Here is a 17,194-nt window from a genome sequence, read left to right as displayed (position 1 = left end):
CAATTCCCAGGAAACCCAGGGTATTCCCAGGGTTGGGGAAATTGACTTCACCAGTTCCCTTGGATGTCATGACTGCGTGCTGCGTCTTCCGCTTTTCCCCGGCCTTTTCCGCCGCGCCCGGACCACGACGTCCGCCGCAGCCCGCACCGGGCTGCGGCGGGCGAGCTGGGACGGCGGCGTGCTCACGCTGCTCGGCGAGGGCCGGGTGGACGGGCAGCCGGGCGACCGTCCCGGCGCCACCCGGGTCGAGCTCGAACTGACGCCGCCGAACGGCCGCCGGCCGACGCTGCTGCGCACCTTCCCGCACTACCTGCCGGAGGCCACCGACGACAGCGGCCAGGACCTGTACCGGCTCGACTGGACCGGCTTCACCGCGCTGCTCGACCCGGCGCTGCTCCAGCGGCGCGGCCAGTGGCAGGCCGGCACCTGGCGGATCACCGCCCGCCTCACCGCCGGCGACCAGCGGGCCGTCACCCCGCTCGCCCCGCACTGGTGCGGCACCGGCGAGTACCCGCCCGCGCACTGGGCCGGCGACGACGTGCTGCTCGTCCTGCACTTCGAGGACGGCACCCTGCAGCTGACCGTCCACCTCGACCGGGCCGTCGCCACCGAACTGACCTGCACCGACGCCGGATTCCGACTGTCCGGCGCCGCCCCCGCCCGGGCCGCCGGCAGCACCCTGACGCTGCGCCACCGGCAGAGCGACGCCACCGTCACCTGCGCCACCGACTGGGACGGCGGGACCTTCACCGCGCTCGTCCCCGCCAGGCTGTGCCGGTCGGACGGGCACTGGGACCCGGCGCTGGTCGACCGCGACGGCCGCGGGCACGACCTGCTGCTGAACTGCCCGCCCGGCGGCCGCCGGCAGCTCCCGCTGGACGACGGGCAGGTGCTGTACGCCAAGCAACTGTCCGACCAGCGCCTGCAGTTCTGCGTCCAGGAGCCCGAGCCGCTGGTCGACGCCATGGTGCCGTCCCCGGCCGGCTTCGAACTCCGCGGCGAACTCCCGCACTTCGGGTCCCGCCCGGTCGACCTCGTGCTGCGGCACAGCGGCGACGGCCGGGAGCGCCGGCTGCCCGCCCAGGTCGGCCCGAACGGCCGCTTCCGTGCCGTGCTCGCCCTCGAACCGGCCGCCTCCGACGGCCGTCCCCGGCCGCTCGCCAAGGGCGTCTGGGAACCCGCGCTGCGCCCCGCCGACGACCCCGACCACTCCGGCCTGTCGCTGCGCCTGCACCCCAACGTGCTGCCGCAGCTGCCCGCCGTGGCCCACGCCGGCCCCAAGTCGTTCCAGTTGCAGCACCGTTGGCACGACACCCTGATCCTGGACAGCAAGCCGGTGCTGGCCGCCGTCGAGCGCAGCGCCCACCGCCAGCTGCGGCTGCGCACCGAGAGCTACCCGGCCGCCCGCCGCCGGCCGCTGCGCGACACCGTGCTGTACGACGTGTTCGGCGGCCGCAGCTACTCGTGCAACCCGCGTGCCGTCCACGAGGAACTGGTCGCCCGCGGCCTGCCGCTGCAGCACCTGTGGGTGGTCGAGGACGGCCAGGAGCAGCCCCCGCCGGGCGCCACCGCCGTCCGCCAGTGGAGCCCCGAGTGGTACGAGGCGCTGGCGACCAGCCGCTACCTGGTCGGCAACACGCACTTCCCGGACTTCCTGGACCGCCGCGAGGGCCAGGTGGTGGCCCAGCTGTGGCACGGCACCCCGCTGAAGCGGATCGCCCGCCAGGTGGAGAGCGACTGGCTGACCGCGGACGGCTACCTGGACCGGCTGGCCCACGAGGTGCGGCAGTGGAACCTGCTGCTGTCGCCGAGCCCGTTCGCCACGCCGATCCTCGCCGACTCCTTCGACTACCGCGGCGAGATGCTGGAGGCCGGCTACCCGCGCAACGACCGGCTGGTGCGCAACGACCCCGAGGAGGCCGCCCGGGTCCGCGCCCGGCTGGGCATCCCGGAGGGCCGCAAGGTGGTGCTGTACGCCCCGACCTGGCGCGACGACCAGCGCGGCGACGGCGACCGCTACCGGCTCGACCTGCAGCTGGACGTCGAGCAGGCCCGCGCGGCCCTCGGCGACGACCACGTGCTGCTGCTGCGCCCGCACGTCCACGTGGGCGGCCGGATGCCCGACGACGCGTTCGTCCGGGACGTCTCCGACCATCCGGACGTCGCCGACCTGATGCTGATCGCGGACGTCCTGGTCACCGACTACTCGTCGCTGATGTTCGACTTCGCGGTGACCGGCCGGCCGATGCTGTTCTTCGCCTACGACCTGGAGCACTACCGGACGCGGCTGCGCGGCTTCACCTTCGACTTCGAGGCGAACGCCCCGGGCCCGGTGCTGGCCACCTCCGCCGACCTGGTCGCCGCGCTCCGCGACTTCGACCCGGCCCCCCACCGGGAGCGCTACCGGGCGTTCCGCGAGCGGTTCTGTCCGCTGGACGACGGGAAGGCCGCCGCCCGGGTGGTCGACCGGATGCTGGAGCTGGCCGCCGGGCACTCAGCCGACTCCCAGTGAATCCACCGGAAACTCCCGGCCTCCGCACCGGCGGCCGGCCTTTTCGGAGAACCTTCAGAAAGCAAATGCTCAGGAACAGCCGAATTCATAACTGCGCCACGGCCGCCACACCCCGTCGTCACCGAATGTCGACAGCACGAATTCGGTGACGTCGAACACCGCGCGGAAACTCCGGGCCTGTTCGTGCGCCTCGTCCAGGACGGCGTCCGGCAGGCCGTGGGCGACGGTGACGTGCGGGTGGTAGGGGAAGGCGAGTTCGCGGGCGAGCGGGCCGGAGCGCACCTCGGCCTCCAGCTCGCGGCACTCCTGGGCGCCCTCCTCGACCCGGACGAAGACCACCGGGGAGATCGGGCGGAAGGTGCCGCTGCCCTGGAGCAGCATCCGGAACGGGCGCTGCGCCGAGGCCACCGCCCGCAGGTGCCGTTCGATTCCGGGCAGGTGCTCGGCCCGGGTCTCGGTGGGCGGCAGCAGCGTGACGTGGGTGGGTATCGCCCGGGCCTGCGGGTCGCCGTGGCCGGCCCGGGCGTCCTGCACCTGGCTGCCGTACGGCTCCGGGACGTGTATGGACACGCCGATGGTGACGGTCTCGGGGAGACCGTCGCCATCGGGGGCGGCAGCCGTCGGCATCAGCGCTTCGGCGCCAGGAAGCCGACCCGGTCGTACACCTCGGCGAGCGTCTCGGACGCCACCGCGCGGGCCTTCTCGGCGCCGAGCGCCAGCACCCGGTCGAGCTCGGCCGGGTCGTCCAGGTAGCTCTGGACGCGGGTCTGGAACGGGGTCACCCAGTCGGTGAACAGCTCGGCCAGCTCGGTCTTCAGGGCGCCGTACATCTTGCCGTCGAAGTGCGCGACCAGCTGCTCGATGCTCATCCCACTGAGCGCGGAGTGGATGCGCAGCAGGTTGGAGACGCCGGGCTTGTTCGCCTCGTCGTAGGTGACCACGGTGTCGGTGTCGGTGACGGCGCTCTTGAACTTCTTGGCGCTGGTCTTCGGCGGGTCGAGCAGGCTGATCAGGCCCTTGTCGCTGGCCGCGGACTTGCTCATCTTCGCCGCCGGGTCCTGCAGGTCCTGGATCTTGGCGGTGGCCTTCAGGATGTACGGCTCGGGGACGGTGAAGGTCTTGCCGTAGCGGGTGTTGAACCGCTCCGCGAGGTCGCGGGTGAGCTCCAGGTGCTGGCGCTGGTCCTCGCCGACCGGGACGGTCTGGGTCTGGTACAGCAGGACGTCGGCGACCATCAGCACGGGGTAGGTGAACAGGCCGACGGTGGTGCGGTCGGCTCCCTGCTTCTGCGACTTGTCCTTGAACTGCGTCATCCGGGAGGCCTCGCCGAAGCCGGTGAAGCAGTTCATCACCCAGGCCAGCTGCGCGTGCTCGGGCACCTGGGACTGCACGAACAGGGTGCAGCGCTCCGGGTCGAGACCCGCACCGAGCAGCTGCGCGACCGAGACCCGGGTGTTCTGCCGCAGCGTCGCCGGGTCCTGCTCGACGGTGATCGCGTGCAGGTCGACGACCATGTAGAAGGCGTCGTTCGCCTCCTGCATGTCGACCCATTGGCGCACCGCGCCGAGGTAGTTGCCCAGGTGGAAGGAGCCTGAGGTGGGCTGGATGCCGGAGAGCACCCGGGGACGGTCCTTCACCGGACCGGTGACCGCTGCGTTGACCATGGAGCCATTGTTCCAGTTCCCCCGGCCGCTCAGGAAACGTCCGCCGAACCCGGGTTCGGCAGTGTGACGGCACTCACCCGCAGCCGTTCGATCCGCCGCCCGTCCAGGCGGGCCACGGTGAGCCGGGCGCCGGACTCGGTGAGCACCTGGTCGCCCTTCTCCGGCAGTCGGCCGAGCTCGCGCACCACGAACCCGGCGACCGTCTCGTACGGGCCCTCGGGCAGCGTGAAGCCGGTCTCCTCGGCGAAGTCCGCGAGGTTGAGCAGGCCGTCGAGTTCGACGCCGCCGCCGGCCAGTCGCCGGGTCGCGGTGGTGTCCTGGGCGTCGTACTCGTCGCGGATCTCGCCGATCACCTCCTCGACCAGGTCCTCCAGGGTGACGATGCCCGCGGTGCCGCCGTACTCGTCGACCACGATGGCCAGGTGGTGGCCCTCGCGGCGCATCTCGCTCATCGCCTCCAGCACCCGCTTGGTGGCGGGCAGCAGCTTGACGGGCCGGGCCAGGTCGCGGACCCGGGCGGCCTGCTCGCCGCGCACCCCGTACAGGTCGCGGACGTGCACGAAACCGGTGACGGCGTCGTAGGAGCCCTCCACCACCGGGTAGCGGGAGTGCGGCGAGGAGTCCGTCTCGGCGCGGACCTCGCGCACCAGCCGGTCGCCGTCCAGGAAGGTCACCTCGGTGCGCGGCACCATCACCTCGCGCAGCTGGCGCTCCCCCGCCGCGAACACCTCGTTGATCAACTCGCGTTCGTCCGAACCGAGTTCGGTGTTGGACGCGACCAGACCGCGGAGCTCCTCCGGGCTCATCGCGCCCCGCCCGGCGGTCGGGTCGCCGCCCAGCAGCCGCACCATCAGGTCGGTCGAGTGCCCGAGCAGCCAGATCGCCGGGCGCAGCACCACCGACATCACGTCCACCACCGGCGCGGCCAGCAGGGCGATCGAGTCGGCCCGCTGCAGGCCGATCCGCTTGGGCGTCAACTCGCCCAGCACCAGCGACGCGTAGGAGATCACCAGGGTCAGGCCGACCAGCGCCACCGCGTCCGCGACGCCGTCCGAGAGGCCGGCCTTCACGAACACCGGCGCGAGCTTGCCGGCCAGCGTGTCGGCGCCGAACGCCGCCGACAGGAAGCCCATGCACGTCACCCCGACCTGCACGGCGGCCAGGAACCGGTTCGGGTCGGCCGCCAGATGCGCCGCCCGGGCGGCGCGGCGGGAGCCCGCCGACTCCAGGGCGCGGATCTGTCCCTCGCGCAGCGAGATCAGCGCGATCTCCGCGACGTTGAACAACCCGCCCAGCATGATGAACACCAGGACGAGCGCGGCGTCCTGCAGGGTTTCGCTCACGGCCCGAGTGTAGGAGAACGGCCGGGCGCCCCGTGGGCACCCGGCCGTTCACACGCGGCGGAGCGGCACTCAGATGAGGCCGAGCTCCTGCACCGCGTCGCGCTCCTCGGCGAGCTCCTTGACGGAGGCGTCGATCCGCTTGCGGTCGAACTCGGAGAGGTCCAGGCCCTGGACGATCTCGAACTTGCCGTCCTTGGCGGTGACGGGGAACGAGGAGATCAGGCCCTCCGGCACGCCGTACGAGCCGTCGGAGACGATGCCCATCGAGGTCCAGTCGCCGGCCGGGGTGCCGTTGACCCAGGTGTGGACGTGGTCGATGGCGGCGTTCGCGGCCGAGGCGGCCGAGGACGCGCCGCGGACCTCGATGATCTCGGCGCCGCGCTTGGCGACCTTCGGGATGAAGAAGTTCTCGACCCACTCCTGGTCGGCGCCGACGGCGTCGAACGCGGACTTGCCGGAGATCTCCGCGTGGAACAGGTCGGGGTACTGGGAGGCGGAGTGGTTGCCCCAGATGGTGACCTTCTTGACGTCCTCGACCGTCACGCCGGCCTTCTTCGCCAGCTGGGCGACGGCACGGTTGTGGTCCAGGCGGGTCATCGCGGTGAAGCGCTCGGCCGGCACGTCCGGGGCGTTGCGCTGGGCGATCAGGGCGTTGGTGTTGGCCGGGTTGCCGACCACCAGGACCTTGATGTCGTCCGCGGCGTGGGCGTTGATCGCCTTGCCCTGCGGACCGAAGATGCCGCCGTTGGCGGCCAGCAGGTCGCCGCGCTCCATGCCGGCGGTGCGCGGACGCGCGCCGACCAGCAGCGCGACGTTGGCGCCGTCGAACGCCACGTTCGCCTGGTCGGTGATGGTGATGTCACGCAGCAGCGGGAACGCGCAGTCGTCCAGCTCCATCGCGACACCCTCGGCGGCCTTCACGCCCTGCGGGATCTCCAGCAGGCGCAGGTTCACCGGCACGTCGGCACCCAGCAGGTGACCGGAGGCGATGCGGAAGAGCAGCGCGTAGCCGATCTGGCCGGCCGCTCCGGTAACGGTGACGTTGACGGGGGTGCGAGTCATATCTACCTTCTCCAGCTGTCGCCAGGCGCCCCAGGCACATCGGCGCGCTGGAGCCGAGATGATCTCTCGATGTCGAGAGACCCGAGACAGGCTATCGCGAAGGCAGATGGCTGGGAAAACAGGGGCGCGGGGAACTGCGCGAAGCGGAAGGCACCCCACCGCAGGATCGCGACGCAGGACAATGACCTGCACGTGATCGCGACCTTGCGGTGGGGTGCTTTGCGCTTGTCGCGCAGTTCTTCTCAGTGCACCGGGTGCCCGATGAGGCGTCCGATGTTGTCGAGCACGGGGACGTTCAGCCACGGGTTGGGCTGCGCCACCAGGGTGAGCAGCACGATCACCCCGCCGAGGACGAACATCAGGGTGACGTCCGTGAACCGGCTGCGGACGGCGAGCAGGCCGACGTCCGGGAGGCCGAGCCGGAGGAGCGCGCCGAGCAGGGGGGCGACCCCGACGGCGAGCAGACCGAGGCGGAAGTTCCCGGCCCAGGTGATCAGCAGGCCGAGGGTGACGACGGCGAGCACCAGGGTGATCGGCCACTGCCGCAGCGGGAGGGTGTGGCCGCGGCCGAGTGCCGCCCGCGAGCCTTCCGGCGGCAGGGTGCCTTCGGTGGTGACGGGGCGGCGGCGGGCGCGCTTCATGACGCCGGGCACCGGTCTCAGACGCCGGCGCGGCGCTCGGCCGCCTCGACGATGTTGTTGAGCAGCATCGCCCGGGTCATCGGGCCGACGCCGCCGGGGTTGGGGGAGATCCACGCGGCGACCTCGGCGACGCCGGGGTGCACGTCGCCGACGATCTTGCCCTCGCTGCGGGAGACGCCGACGTCGAGCACGGCCGCGCCGGGCTTGACGTCCTCGGGCTTGACCAGGTGCGGGACGCCCGCGGCGGCGACCACGATGTCGGCCTTGCGCAGGTGGGAGGCGAGGTCGCGGGTGCCGGTGTGGCACAGCGTGACGGTGGCGTTCTCACTGCGGCGGGTGAGCAGCAGGCCGATGGAGCGGCCGACGGTGATGCCGCGGCCGACGACCACGACCTCGGCGCCGTCGATGGCGACGTCGTGGCGGCGCAGCAGTTCGACGATGCCGAGCGGGGTGCAGGGCAGCGGGCCGTCGATGCCGAGGACGAGGCGGCCGAGCGAGGTCGGGTGCAGGCCGTCGGCGTCCTTGTCGGGGTCCATCAGTTCGAGGACGCGGTTCTGGTCCAGGCCCTTGGGGAGCGGCAGCTGGACGATGTAGCCGGTGCAGGACGGGTCGGCGTTGAGCTCGCGGACGACGTTCTCGACGTCCTCCTGGGTGGCGGTGGCGGGCAGTTCGCGCTGGATGGAGGAGATGCCGATCTCCGCGCAGTCGCGGTGCTTGCCGTTGACGTACCACCGGCTGCCCGGGTCGTCGCCGACCAGGACGGTGCCGAGGCCGGGGACGATGCCCCGTTCCTTGAGGGCCGCCACGCGGACGGCGAGTTCGGACTTGATCGCGGCCGCGGTGGCCTTGCCATCGAGAATCTGGGCAGTCATGTCTCCATTCTTCCGGATGCGGGGCGGGTGTCGGTGCCGGGGCGGGTGTCGGCGCCGGGGCGGTCCTGCACGGAGCGTCCCGGCGGCGGCCACGGAGCGTGCCGGGGGATTGCAGTTGTGCCACGTTCGTGCGTGTGGCCTGCATGTGGCTGGACATCGCGCCGCGCCAAAGCTCACGATGACGGGGCAAGTACCGCCGCCCGTGTCCGGTGACGGATCGTCCGGCGGCGGGGGACGAAAAAGTCGGGGGAATCGACACGTGAGCAATCCGTACCAGCCGGACCCGTACGGCGGTTACGGCCAGGCCGGCGGCCGGCCCGGGCCGCCGCCGCAGCAGCCGTACGGCTATCCCCAGGCGCCGCCGCCGGCGCAGCCGCAGCCTCCTTACGGCTACGGCTATCCGCAGCAGCCGCCGCACACCTCTCACCCGTACCCGCCCGGTGTGCCGATGGCGGTGAACAATTCGCTGGCCACGGCCTCGGTGGTGGTCGGTTTCCTGGCGATCCTGCTGTCCTGCTGGTTCGTCGGCCTGGTGGGCGTGGTGGGCGTGGGCCTCGGCGTCTCGGGGTTGAAGAGGTCCGCGCAGCTGGGCGGGACGGGGCGTACCGCCGCGATCGGCGGCATCGCGCTGAACTCGCTGGCGCTGCTGATCAGCATCGCGGTCGTGGTCCTCTACTTCGTCGTTCCGGACGCATGAGCCCGGCGACGCCCGCGCCGCCCGCCCCGGTGACGGACCGTCCGCTGCCGCCGCCCGGCGCTGCGTCGACGGGTCGTTGGCGGCGGTGGGCCGACACGGTGCTGCGGCTGGCCGCGGTGGCCGGTGCGGCGCTGGCGGTGGCGGCGGTGCACGACGCCCACGACCCGGGCGTGCTCTGCCCGTTGCGGTTGGCGACCGGTGTGCCGTGCCCGTTGTGCGGCAGCACCACGGTGTTCATCGAGGCCGGCCACGCGCACTGGGGGGCCGCGTTGGCGGCGAACCCGGTGACGGTGGCGGCGGTGGCGGCGCTGGTGTTCGCGCCGCTGGGCCCGGCCCGTTGGTGGGGCGCGTTGTCGTACGGCCGGCGGAACCTGCTGCTGGGCGTGGCCGCGATCGTGGCCTGGGCCTGGGAGTTGGTCCGCCTCGGTGTTCTCACGCTCTGAACGGAGGTCCGGCTGATGGCTGTTGATCCCCTCACCGTCGGACTCGTCCGCTACTCTCCGACCCGGTCGGCGTTTCCCCTGCCCGTCCGTCCCCAGGTTTTCACTGTTCCGTCCACGCTCCTTCCTGCCCGGAGGCATCGATGAGCTACCCGCCCGACCCCAACAACCCCTACGGCCAGCAGCCGCCGCCGCAGCAGCAGCCGGGTTACGGCTACCCGCAGCAGCCGCCGCAGCAGCCCGGCTACGGCTACCCGCAGGGCCAGGTGCCGCCGCAGCCCGGTTACGGCTACGGCTACCCGCAGGCGCCCGGCACGATCCAGGCCAACAACGGCTACATCAACATCGCCAACCTCGGCATGGTGCGGGTCGCCACCATGGGCCAGCGTTTCCTGGCCCGTCTGCTGGACATTCTGATCAGCCTTGTGGTCCTCGCCATCGCGTTTGCGCTCGGCCTGGCCGGCATGATCGGTCTGTCGAGCGACCTCAAGGACTGCTCGGGCTACGACTACGGCACCGTGTCGTACAGCAACTGCGTGAACGAGCAGACCTCGGCCTCCGGCGGCAGCATCGCCGCGTTCTTCGGCATGATCGCCGTGATGGGCATCTTCAACCTGCTCTACGAGTGGCTGATGGTCGGCCTGGTGGGCGCCACCCTGGGCAAGATGGCCCTGGGCCTGCGCGTGGTCAAGGAGGCCGACGGCCAGAACCCGGGCGTGGGCGGCGGCTTCATCCGCTTCATCATCCCGCAGGTCGGTGCGTTCCTGTGCTTCCTCGTTCAGCTCCTGATCTGGCTGTCGCCGTTCTTCGACAACTCCGGCAAGCTGCAGGGCTGGCACGACCGTGCCGCCGGCACCGTCGTGATCAAGCGATAGCACCGCAGAAGCCCGAGGGCCCCGCACTCCGGACGGAGTGCGGGGCCCTCGGCGTTCCGGGGCGCGGCGTCAGTGGAAGAAGTGCCGGGTCCCGGAGAAGTACATGGTCACGCCGGCCTTCTCGGCGGCGGCGACGACCTCTTCGTCGCGGATCGAACCGCCGGGCTGGACCACGGCCTTGACGCCCGCGGCGAGCAGGATCTCCAGGCCGTCGGCGAACGGGAAGAACGCGTCGGAGGCGGCGTAGGCGCCGACCGACCGCTCGCCGGCCCGGGTGACGGCCAGCTTGCAGGAGTCGACCCGGTTGACCTGGCCCATGCCGACGCCGACCGAGGCGCCGTCCTTGGCGAGCAGGATCGCGTTGGACTTGACGGCCCGGCAGGCCCGCCAGGCGAAGGCGAGTTCGGCGAGCTCGTCGGCGGACAGCGCCTCGCCGGTGGCCAGCGTCCAGGTGGCCGGGTCGTCGCCCGCGGCGTCGACGCGGTCGACCTGCTGGAGCAGCACGCCGCCGGAGATCCGGCGGGACTCCAGCTTGTCGGCGGGGGCCTCGGGGGCGAGCAGCACCCGCAGGTTCTTCTTCTTGGTCAGCACCTCCAGGGCGCCGTCCTCGTAGCCGGGGGCGACGACGACCTCGGTGAAGATCGGGGCGATCTGCTCGGCCAGTTCGACGGTGACCGGGCGGTTGACGGCGATCACGCCGCCGTACGCGGAGACCGGGTCGCAGGCGTGGGCCTTGCGGTGGGCCTCGGCGACGTCCGCGCCGGTGGCGATGCCGCACGGGTTGGCGTGCTTGATGATCGCGACGGCGGGGCCGGCGTGGTCGTAGGCGGCGCGGCGGGCGGCGTCGGTGTCCACGTAGTTGTTGTAGGACATCTCCTTGCCCTGCAGCTGCTGCGCGCCCGCCAGGCCGCCGGTGCCGTCGAGGTAGAGCGCGGCCTGCTGGTGCGGGTTCTCGCCGTAGCGCAGGACGTTGCCGAGCTCCCAGGTGTCGCCCAGGAAGGACGGGAACGCCGCGTCCGACTCGGTGTAGCCGGACTGCTCGAACCAGGAGGCGACGGCGACGTCGTACGCGGCGGTGTGCGCGAACGCGGCGGCGGCCAGGCGCTTGCGGGTCAGCAGGTCGAAGCCGCCGCCCTGGACGGCGGTCAGCACGTCCGCGTAGCGGGCCGGGTCGACCACGACGGCCACCGAGGGGTGGTTCTTGGCGGCGGCGCGGACCATCGACGGGCCGCCGATGTCGATCTGCTCGACGCACTCGTCGGGGGTGGCGCCGGAGGCGACGGTGGCGGTGAACGGGTACAGGTTCACCACGACCAGGTCGAACGGCTCGACGCCGAGCTCCGCGAGCTGCGCGCGGTGCGACTCCAGGCGCAGGTCGGCGAGGACGCCGGCGTGCACCCGCGGGTGCAGGGTCTTGACCCGGCCGTCCAGGCACTCGGGGAAGCCGGTCAGCTCGGAGACCTCGGTGACCGGGACGCCGGCGGCGGCGATCCGGCCGGCGGTGGAGCCGGTGGAGACGATGGCGACCCCGGCGGCGTGCAGCCCCTGGGCCAACTCCTCCAGACCGGTCTTGTCGTACACGCTGATCAGCGCGCGCCGGATCGGGCGTACGTTCTCGGAGACGGGGGTGTTGGCGGAGGAAGCGGCGCTCATGCCGGAATCCATACCTTTCGGTCTTCGATGCGGTGTCCTTCGCGGGCCAGCCGGCCCACGACCTCGACGAGCAGCTTGCGCTCGACAGTCTTGATGCGCTCGTGCAGCGCGTCGCCGCCGTCGGCGTGGTCGGCGTCCTCGACCTCCACCACGCCCTGGGCGATGATCGGCCCGGTGTCCACGCCGGCGTCCACCAGGTGCACGGTGCAGCCGGTGACCTTCACGCCGTACGCCAGGGCGTCGGTGACGCCGTGCGCCCCGGGGAACGCGGGCAGCAGCGCGGGGTGGGTGTTGACGGTGCGTCCGGCGAAGGCGCCGAGGAACGCGGGGCCGAGGATCTTCATGAAGCCGGCGCTGATCACCAGGTCGGGCCGGTGGGCGGCGACGGCGGCGGTCAGCGCGGCGTCCCAGGAGGCGCGGTCGGCGTGGTCCTTGACCCGCTCGACGAACACCGGGATGCCGACCCGCTGCGCCCGGTCGATGCCGGCGATGTGGTCGCGGTCCGCGCCCACCGCGACGATCTCCACGCCGTAGGCGGGGTCGGCGGCGGCGTCGATCAGCGCCTGGAGGTTGGTGCCGGAGCCGGAGACGAGCACCACCAGGCGGGCCGGTCCGGGGGTACGGGGCGGGAACACCTGGGCGTCAGCGGCAGCCACGGCAGCGATTCTCCGTAGGTCGTGTCGCCCGCTGGTACGTCCACCGTCGGTGGGGCCATTACGGGCGGCGGCAGGTCGGGAACCGTCGACGGGCACGGACGGCCGCGGCGCTGCGGGGCCCTGGGAACCGTCGGGAGCTGCCGACCGTCACCACGATAACGGCTGGTGGGAGGCCACCCGTAACCACCCGGCAACGCTACGCGCGTAGTTGAGACGGGGATCTCCCGGCCGTCCGGCCCCGGACGTGCGGGGTGCCGTACAGCCGCGATGCGCGTGAGGGATCATTGACCGACCGCCCACTCCCCCACCGCCGGGCGGACCGACGACGAGCAGAAACGGCCGACACCATGAGCAGCGGCGAGGACAGCGGCGAGCGCAACCCCTTCGCGCCCCCTCCGCCCGGCGCCCCGGACCAGCCCTGGCGTCCCCGCGTCCCGCAGTCGCCTTCCGGTGAGCGGCCCGACGGGTCGCCGGAGGGCGACGGCCCGCAGCCGCCGCAGTGGGGCCCGCGCCCCGAGCCCGGCCCGCAGGGCCCCCGCCTCGACCTGGCCGACCCGACCCACCGCACCGCCCGCAACGCCCTGCTGTCGGGTTTCGGCGCGCTGCTGACCACGCTGTTCGGCCTGTTCTGGATCGGCTTCCCGCTGTCCCTGCTGGCCGTCTGGTACGCCGTCGCCGTGCTGCGCGTGCCCGCCGAGCCGGTCACCGACCCGTTCGCGTCGCGCCCGGTCCGCCCGCAGGTCCCGGCGGCGCTCTCCGCGCTGCTCACCGGCGGCCTGGCGCTGGCGATGTCGCTGGCGACCTTCGCCCTGCAGTTCACGTACCACGACTACCTGGACTGCGTGAACTCCGCGATCACCAAGGAGGGCGTGCAGAGCTGCGGCACCGACGTCCCCAAGTGGGTGACCACCATCTACGAGGGCCCCGCGGAGTGACCTGCGGCCGGGCCGCCCCGGCGGTCAGGCCTCCTCGGCGGACGGGGTGACGAAGCCCGACTCGTAGGCGGCGATCACCGCCTGGGTGCGGTCGCGCGCGCCGAGCTTGCCGAGCAGGCTGCTGACGTGCGTCTTGACGGTCTGCACGCCCAGGTGCAGCCGGTCGCCGATCTCCGCGTTGGACAGTCCGCGCGCCATCAGCCGCAGCACCTGCCCCTCGCGTTCGGTCAGGCCGGCCCGGGCCACCGCCCCGCCGTCCGCGGCCCGTTCGGCGCGGGCCGCGGCGAGCCGGCGGATCGACGCCGGGAACAGCAGCGACTCGCCGGCCGCGACCAGCCGCACCGCCTGGACGATCTCCGCCGGGCGGGAACGCTTGAGCAGGAAGCCGTCCGCGCCGGCCCGCAGCGCCTCGTACACGTAGTCGTCGGCCTCGAAGGTGGTGACGACCAGGATCTTCGGCGGCTCGTCGGCGGCGCGCAGGATCGCCCGGGTCGCGGCCAGCCCGTCCACACCGGGCATCCGGACGTCCATCAGCACCACGTCGGGGCGCAGCGAGCGGACCAGGCCGAGGGCCTGGGCGCCGTCCTCGGCCTCGCCGACCACGCCGATGCCGTCCTGGGCGTCCAGGACGGCGCGCAGGCCGGCCCGGATCAGCTCCTCGTCGTCGACCAGCAGCACCTTGATCATCGTCATCGGCCCAACCGTAGTGGCAGCCGGACCCGCAGCAGCCAGTCCGTTCCGTCCGGGCCGGCCTCGCACTCGCCGCCGAGCAGCACGGCGCGTTCGCGGATGCCGCGCAGGCCCTTGCCGCCGCCCTTGCGGCTGCCGGAGCCGCCGCCGGTGCGCGGGGTGCGGCAGTCCAGGGCGAGGGCGCCGTCGGCGACGGCGCCGCGGATGCCGATGGGTGCGCCGGGGGCGTGCCGCAGCGCGTTGGTGACGCCTTCCTGGACGATCCGGTACGCCTCGCGGGACAGCACGCCCGGCAACTCGCCGACGCGGACGTCCAGTCGGACGTCGACGGGGCTGCCGGCGGCGCGGGCGGCGGCGAACAGTTCCTCGACGCGGTCCAGGCCGGGCTGTTCGGTGGCGGCGGTCTCGGGGGCCTCGCGGAGCAGGACCAGCATCCGTTCCAGGTCGTCCAGGGCGCGCCGGCCGGTGGTCTCGATCGCCTCCAGCGCCCGGTCGCGGAACGCCGGGTCGGCGACCTCGCAGGCCGCGCCGGCCTGGAGGACGGTCACGGTCAGGGCGTGGCCGATCGAGTCGTGCAGTTCGCGGGCCAGCCGGTTGCGTTCCAGCAGGCGCTCCGCGCGCAGTTCCGCCGCGGCCAGCCGCTCGGCCGCCGAAGGCCCCAACAGCCTGACGGCCAGCGCGAGTTGCAGCCGCCCGGCGAGCACCACCAGCCACAGCAGGGCGAACAGGACGAGCGGGGCGAGCAGCACCTGCGGGCCGAACGGCGGCCCGGCCGCACGGGCGGCCGCGCCGAGCGCCGCGACGGTCAGCGTGCCCACCGCGGTGCCGAGCGCCACCCGGGCGACCAGCCAGAGCGCCGTCCGCCCGCGATCGGCCCAACTCGCCGACGGCGCGACGCCGATGGACTCCTCGCGCTCCGGCGCCAGCAGCAGCCGCGCCTGCACGCCCTCGGCCCGCCGCACCGCCGGCACCAGCGCGACCAGGCACAGCAGCGGCACATCGACCGCGCTGCCGACCAGCAGCGCCCGCCCGGTGGAGACGCCCTCCGTCCCCGGGTAGACCAGCAGCACGACCCCGGCGAACACCAGGCCGATCAGCAGATGCAGCCAGCGGACGTAGGTGACGGGGCGCAGCAGCGGAGCGATCAGCAGTGCGGGCATCGCGCCATCCTCCCGCACCGACACCCCGCCGCACCCTCCCTCCCGAGAGGGAGACGGACCACTCCCCGGCGGGATCTCCCTTGCACGGCACGCCGGTTGACTTGCTCCCACAGGCCGAAGGGCACCGACGGAGGGAGCCGGCGTGATCGAGATTCGTGACCTGACCAAGGCGTACGGGGAGCGCCGGGTCGTCGACGGCCTCACCTTCCGGGTGGCGGCGGGCCGGGTGACCGGCTTCCTCGGGCCGAACGGCGCGGGCAAGTCCACCACCCTGCGGATGGCGCTCGGCCTGGACCGGCCGACCTCCGGCACGGCCCTGGTCGACGGCCTGCCCTACGCCCGGCTGACCGAGCCGCTGCGCCGGGTCGGCGCCCTGCTGGACGCACAGGCCGTGCACGGCGGCCGCACCGCCGCCGGCCACCTGCGCTGGATCGCCGCCTCGCACCGGCTTCCCGCCCGCCGGGTGGACGAGGTGCTGGCCCTGGTCGGCCTCCCGGACGCCGCCGGCCGCCGGATCCGCACCTTCTCGCTCGGCATGCGCCAGCGTCTGGGCATCGCCGCCGCCCTGCTCGGCGACCCGGCCGCGCTGCTGCTGGACGAGCCGGTCAACGGCCTGGACGCGGAGGGCATCCGGTGGATCCGGACGCTGCTGCGCCGGCTCGCCGACGAGGGCCGCGCGGTGCTGGTCTCCTCGCACCTGATGGCGGAGATGGCCCAGACCGCCGACCACCTGGTGGTGATCGGCCGGGGCCGGCTGCTGGCCGACACCTCCACCGCCGACTTCCTGGCGGAGAACGGCCGCCGCCGGGTCCGCGTCCGGGCCGTCGACCCGGCCGGGCTGGCCGCGCTGCTCGCCGAGGCCCACCCGGAGGCGGCGCCGCTCGGCGACGGCGCGTGGGACGTCCCCGACGCCGACCCGGGCGAGCTGGGCGCGCTGGCCGCGTCCCGTCGGGTGGTGCTGATCGAACTGTCCGTCACCCACGATTCCCTGGAGGAAGCATTCATGCGGATGACCGCGGACGCCGTCGAGTACCGGGCGGTGACGGCATGAGCGCCACCACGTTCCCGCTGCGCGCCGAGTGGGCCAAGTTCACCACGCTGCGTTCGCTGTGGACGACGCCGCTGCTGGCGGTCGCGCTGAGCGCGGGCATCACCGCCGTCGTGCAGTTCTCCTACGGGAAGACCGACACCTCGCTCACCGAGGACCCGATGGAGGGCGTGTTCTACGGTCTGAACTTCGGCCAGGTCGCGGTGGTCTGCCTGGGCATCCTGCTGGTCGGCCAGGAGTACGCCTCCGGCACCCTGGCCACCTCGCTGGCGGCCGTCCCCGACCGGGTGCGGTTCTTCCGCGGCAAGCTGCTGCTCGGCACGGGCCTGGGCCTGGCCGTCGGGGTGCTCTCGGTGGCGGGCCAGCTCGCCGCCACCGAAGCCTCGGTGGGCCTCGACCTGTCCGCCCCGGGCACCGCGCGGGCGCTGGCGGCGGGCGTGCTCTACCACCCGCTGCTGCTGGTGCTGTGCCTGTCGCTGACCACCGTGCTGCGCAACCAGACCGCCGCGCTGGGCCTGCTCTCCCCGATGGTCTTCCTCGGCACCACCGCGCTGTCCGCGATCCCCGGGGTCCGTGACGTGACCCAGTTCCTCCCGGACCGGGCCGGCCTGTACGCGATGCGCCTGCACGACGCCCCGGACGTCCACTACGGCCACACCACCGGCCTGCTGCTGGCGGCCGCATGGACGGCCCTCGCAGTGGCGGCAGGCCTCCGCACCCTGCGCCGCCGCGACGCATGACGCTCGGCGCTCGGCACGCTCTCAGTCGGCCGGTAGGCGCCGGCACCGCCGCAGCCCGCAGCCCGGCACTCTGCGTCAAGGCGGCGGCCTGCTGCTGACGGTCACGTGGGCGGCCCTCGCAGTGGCGGCAGGCCTGCGCACCCTGCGCCGCCGCGACGCATGACGCGCTCTCGGCACGCCAGCCGACAGACACCCGGCCCCGCACC

General features: G+C 73.1%; 17 protein-coding genes. 7 read left to right on the top strand and 10 right to left on the bottom strand.

Annotated elements, in window-relative coordinates; translation table 11 throughout:
* Positions 1-76 precede the first annotated feature (76 nt).
* Complete coding sequence (locus ACFV4P_RS21690) at positions 77-2,512, top strand: CDP-glycerol glycerophosphotransferase family protein (RefSeq protein WP_380473390.1); 2,436 nt, start codon at positions 77-79, stop codon at positions 2,510-2,512.
* A 69-nt stretch (positions 2,513-2,581) separates the two neighbouring features.
* On the opposite strand, the gene ACFV4P_RS21685 is transcribed toward ACFV4P_RS21690, so the two are convergent.
* From ACFV4P_RS21685 to ACFV4P_RS21660, 6 genes are all read right to left on the bottom strand, one after another.
* Positions 2,582-3,139, bottom strand: coding sequence for a 2'-5' RNA ligase family protein (locus tag ACFV4P_RS21685; protein ID WP_380473388.1), 558 nt, complete (start codon positions 3,137-3,139; stop codon positions 2,582-2,584).
* A complete protein-coding gene (trpS, locus tag ACFV4P_RS21680; RefSeq protein ID WP_073808061.1) occupies positions 3,139-4,176 on the bottom strand; it encodes a tryptophan--tRNA ligase in 1,038 nt (345 codons plus the stop codon). The genes ACFV4P_RS21685 and trpS overlap by 1 nt, the downstream gene beginning before the upstream one ends.
* A 29-nt stretch (positions 4,177-4,205) precedes the next feature.
* Positions 4,206-5,519 carry a hemolysin family protein gene (locus tag ACFV4P_RS21675; protein WP_380473386.1) on the bottom strand — a complete coding sequence of 438 codons (1,314 nt, stop codon included), beginning with the start codon at positions 5,517-5,519 and terminating at the stop codon, positions 4,206-4,208.
* A gap of 69 nt (positions 5,520-5,588) precedes the next feature.
* The gene (locus tag ACFV4P_RS21670; protein WP_380473384.1) at positions 5,589-6,581 is read right to left on the bottom strand and encodes a malate dehydrogenase; all 993 of its coding nucleotides are present in this window, start codon (positions 6,579-6,581) and stop codon (positions 5,589-5,591) included.
* A 242-nt stretch (positions 6,582-6,823) separates the two neighbouring features.
* Positions 6,824-7,222, bottom strand: coding sequence for a DUF3017 domain-containing protein (locus ACFV4P_RS21665; RefSeq protein ID WP_380473382.1), 399 nt, complete (start codon positions 7,220-7,222; stop codon positions 6,824-6,826).
* A 17-nt stretch (positions 7,223-7,239) separates the two neighbouring features.
* The gene (locus tag ACFV4P_RS21660) at positions 7,240-8,094 is read right to left on the bottom strand and encodes a bifunctional methylenetetrahydrofolate dehydrogenase/methenyltetrahydrofolate cyclohydrolase (protein ID WP_380473380.1); all 855 of its coding nucleotides are present in this window, start codon (positions 8,092-8,094) and stop codon (positions 7,240-7,242) included.
* Between the two features lie 259 nt (positions 8,095-8,353).
* Between ACFV4P_RS21660 and ACFV4P_RS21655 the strand changes: the two genes are divergently transcribed.
* The 3 genes from ACFV4P_RS21655 to ACFV4P_RS21645 all read left to right on the top strand — a co-directional run bounded on the left by ACFV4P_RS21655 (position 8,354) and on the right by ACFV4P_RS21645 (position 10,106).
* Positions 8,354-8,791 (top strand): hypothetical protein, encoded by a 438-nt coding sequence (locus ACFV4P_RS21655; protein ID WP_380473378.1) that lies wholly within the window; start codon positions 8,354-8,356, stop codon positions 8,789-8,791.
* Positions 8,788-9,234: a DUF2752 domain-containing protein gene (locus tag ACFV4P_RS21650; RefSeq protein WP_380473376.1), complete on the top strand. Its 447-nt coding sequence runs from the start codon at positions 8,788-8,790 to the stop codon at positions 9,232-9,234. The genes ACFV4P_RS21655 and ACFV4P_RS21650 overlap by 4 nt, the downstream gene beginning before the upstream one ends.
* Before the next feature lie 140 nt (positions 9,235-9,374).
* Complete coding sequence (locus tag ACFV4P_RS21645; protein WP_380473374.1) at positions 9,375-10,106, top strand: RDD family protein; 732 nt, start codon at positions 9,375-9,377, stop codon at positions 10,104-10,106.
* 69 nt (positions 10,107-10,175) lie between these two features.
* Here the strand turns inward: ACFV4P_RS21645 and purH are convergent, their stop codons facing one another.
* Positions 10,176-11,759, bottom strand: a complete 1,584-nt coding sequence (gene purH / locus ACFV4P_RS21640; protein WP_380473372.1) for a bifunctional phosphoribosylaminoimidazolecarboxamide formyltransferase/IMP cyclohydrolase — start codon at positions 11,757-11,759, stop codon at positions 10,176-10,178.
* Positions 11,756-12,415: a phosphoribosylglycinamide formyltransferase gene (purN, locus tag ACFV4P_RS21635; RefSeq protein ID WP_380473370.1), complete on the bottom strand. Its 660-nt coding sequence runs from the start codon at positions 12,413-12,415 to the stop codon at positions 11,756-11,758. The genes purH and purN overlap by 4 nt, the downstream gene beginning before the upstream one ends.
* A gap of 347 nt (positions 12,416-12,762) precedes the next feature.
* On the opposite strand from purN, the gene ACFV4P_RS21630 reads away from it, so the two are divergent.
* Positions 12,763-13,350 (top strand): hypothetical protein, encoded by a 588-nt coding sequence (locus tag ACFV4P_RS21630; RefSeq protein ID WP_073808049.1) that lies wholly within the window; start codon positions 12,763-12,765, stop codon positions 13,348-13,350.
* A gap of 24 nt (positions 13,351-13,374) precedes the next feature.
* On the opposite strand, the gene ACFV4P_RS21625 is transcribed toward ACFV4P_RS21630, so the two are convergent.
* Positions 13,375-14,043 (bottom strand): response regulator transcription factor, encoded by a 669-nt coding sequence (locus tag ACFV4P_RS21625; RefSeq protein ID WP_083646467.1) that lies wholly within the window; start codon positions 14,041-14,043, stop codon positions 13,375-13,377.
* Positions 14,040-15,200, bottom strand: a complete 1,161-nt coding sequence (locus ACFV4P_RS21620) for a sensor histidine kinase (protein WP_380473368.1) — start codon at positions 15,198-15,200, stop codon at positions 14,040-14,042. The genes ACFV4P_RS21625 and ACFV4P_RS21620 overlap by 4 nt, the downstream gene beginning before the upstream one ends.
* A gap of 142 nt (positions 15,201-15,342) precedes the next feature.
* Here ACFV4P_RS21620 and ACFV4P_RS21615 point away from each other — a divergent pair, with 142 nt between their 5' ends.
* Together ACFV4P_RS21615 and ACFV4P_RS21610 are read left to right on the top strand one after the other, a co-directional pair.
* Positions 15,343-16,251 carry an ABC transporter ATP-binding protein gene (locus tag ACFV4P_RS21615; protein WP_380473366.1) on the top strand — a complete coding sequence of 303 codons (909 nt, stop codon included), beginning with the start codon at positions 15,343-15,345 and terminating at the stop codon, positions 16,249-16,251.
* Positions 16,248-16,988: a hypothetical protein gene (locus ACFV4P_RS21610; protein ID WP_380473365.1), complete on the top strand. Its 741-nt coding sequence runs from the start codon at positions 16,248-16,250 to the stop codon at positions 16,986-16,988. Before ACFV4P_RS21615 ends, ACFV4P_RS21610 begins: the two co-directional genes overlap by 4 nt.
* Positions 16,989-17,194: the final 206 nt, after the last annotated feature.

It is taken from the genome of Kitasatospora sp. NPDC059795 (genome assembly GCF_042732175.1).
Classification (GTDB): domain Bacteria; phylum Actinomycetota; class Actinomycetes; order Streptomycetales; family Streptomycetaceae; genus Kitasatospora.
This window is presented reverse-complemented; position numbering and strand designations above follow the sequence as displayed.

What these genes read in the sequence shown, in the direction of transcription:
- ACFV4P_RS21660 (WP_380473380.1), bottom strand. Translation starts at nt 8,094, where the DNA reads ATGACTGCCCAGATTCTCGATGGCAAGGCCACCGCGGCCGCGATCAAG.
- ACFV4P_RS21645 (WP_380473374.1), top strand. Translation starts at nt 9,375, where the DNA reads ATGAGCTACCCGCCCGACCCCAACAACCCCTACGGCCAGCAGCCGCCG.
- ACFV4P_RS21670 (WP_380473384.1), bottom strand. Translation starts at nt 6,581, where the DNA reads ATGACTCGCACCCCCGTCAACGTCACCGTTACCGGAGCGGCCGGCCAG.
- ACFV4P_RS21630 (WP_073808049.1), top strand. Translation starts at nt 12,763, where the DNA reads ATGAGCAGCGGCGAGGACAGCGGCGAGCGCAACCCCTTCGCGCCCCCT.
- ACFV4P_RS21620 (WP_380473368.1), bottom strand. Translation starts at nt 15,200, where the DNA reads ATGCCCGCACTGCTGATCGCTCCGCTGCTGCGCCCCGTCACCTACGTC.
- ACFV4P_RS21610 (WP_380473365.1), top strand. Translation starts at nt 16,248, where the DNA reads ATGAGCGCCACCACGTTCCCGCTGCGCGCCGAGTGGGCCAAGTTCACC.
- ACFV4P_RS21685 (WP_380473388.1), bottom strand. Translation starts at nt 3,139, where the DNA reads ATGCCGACGGCTGCCGCCCCCGATGGCGACGGTCTCCCCGAGACCGTC.
- purH (WP_380473372.1), bottom strand. Translation starts at nt 11,759, where the DNA reads ATGAGCGCCGCTTCCTCCGCCAACACCCCCGTCTCCGAGAACGTACGC.
- ACFV4P_RS21625 (WP_083646467.1), bottom strand. Translation starts at nt 14,043, where the DNA reads ATGACGATGATCAAGGTGCTGCTGGTCGACGACGAGGAGCTGATCCGG.
- ACFV4P_RS21665 (WP_380473382.1), bottom strand. Translation starts at nt 7,222, where the DNA reads ATGAAGCGCGCCCGCCGCCGCCCCGTCACCACCGAAGGCACCCTGCCG.
- ACFV4P_RS21650 (WP_380473376.1), top strand. Translation starts at nt 8,788, where the DNA reads ATGAGCCCGGCGACGCCCGCGCCGCCCGCCCCGGTGACGGACCGTCCG.
- trpS (WP_073808061.1), bottom strand. Translation starts at nt 4,176, where the DNA reads ATGGTCAACGCAGCGGTCACCGGTCCGGTGAAGGACCGTCCCCGGGTG.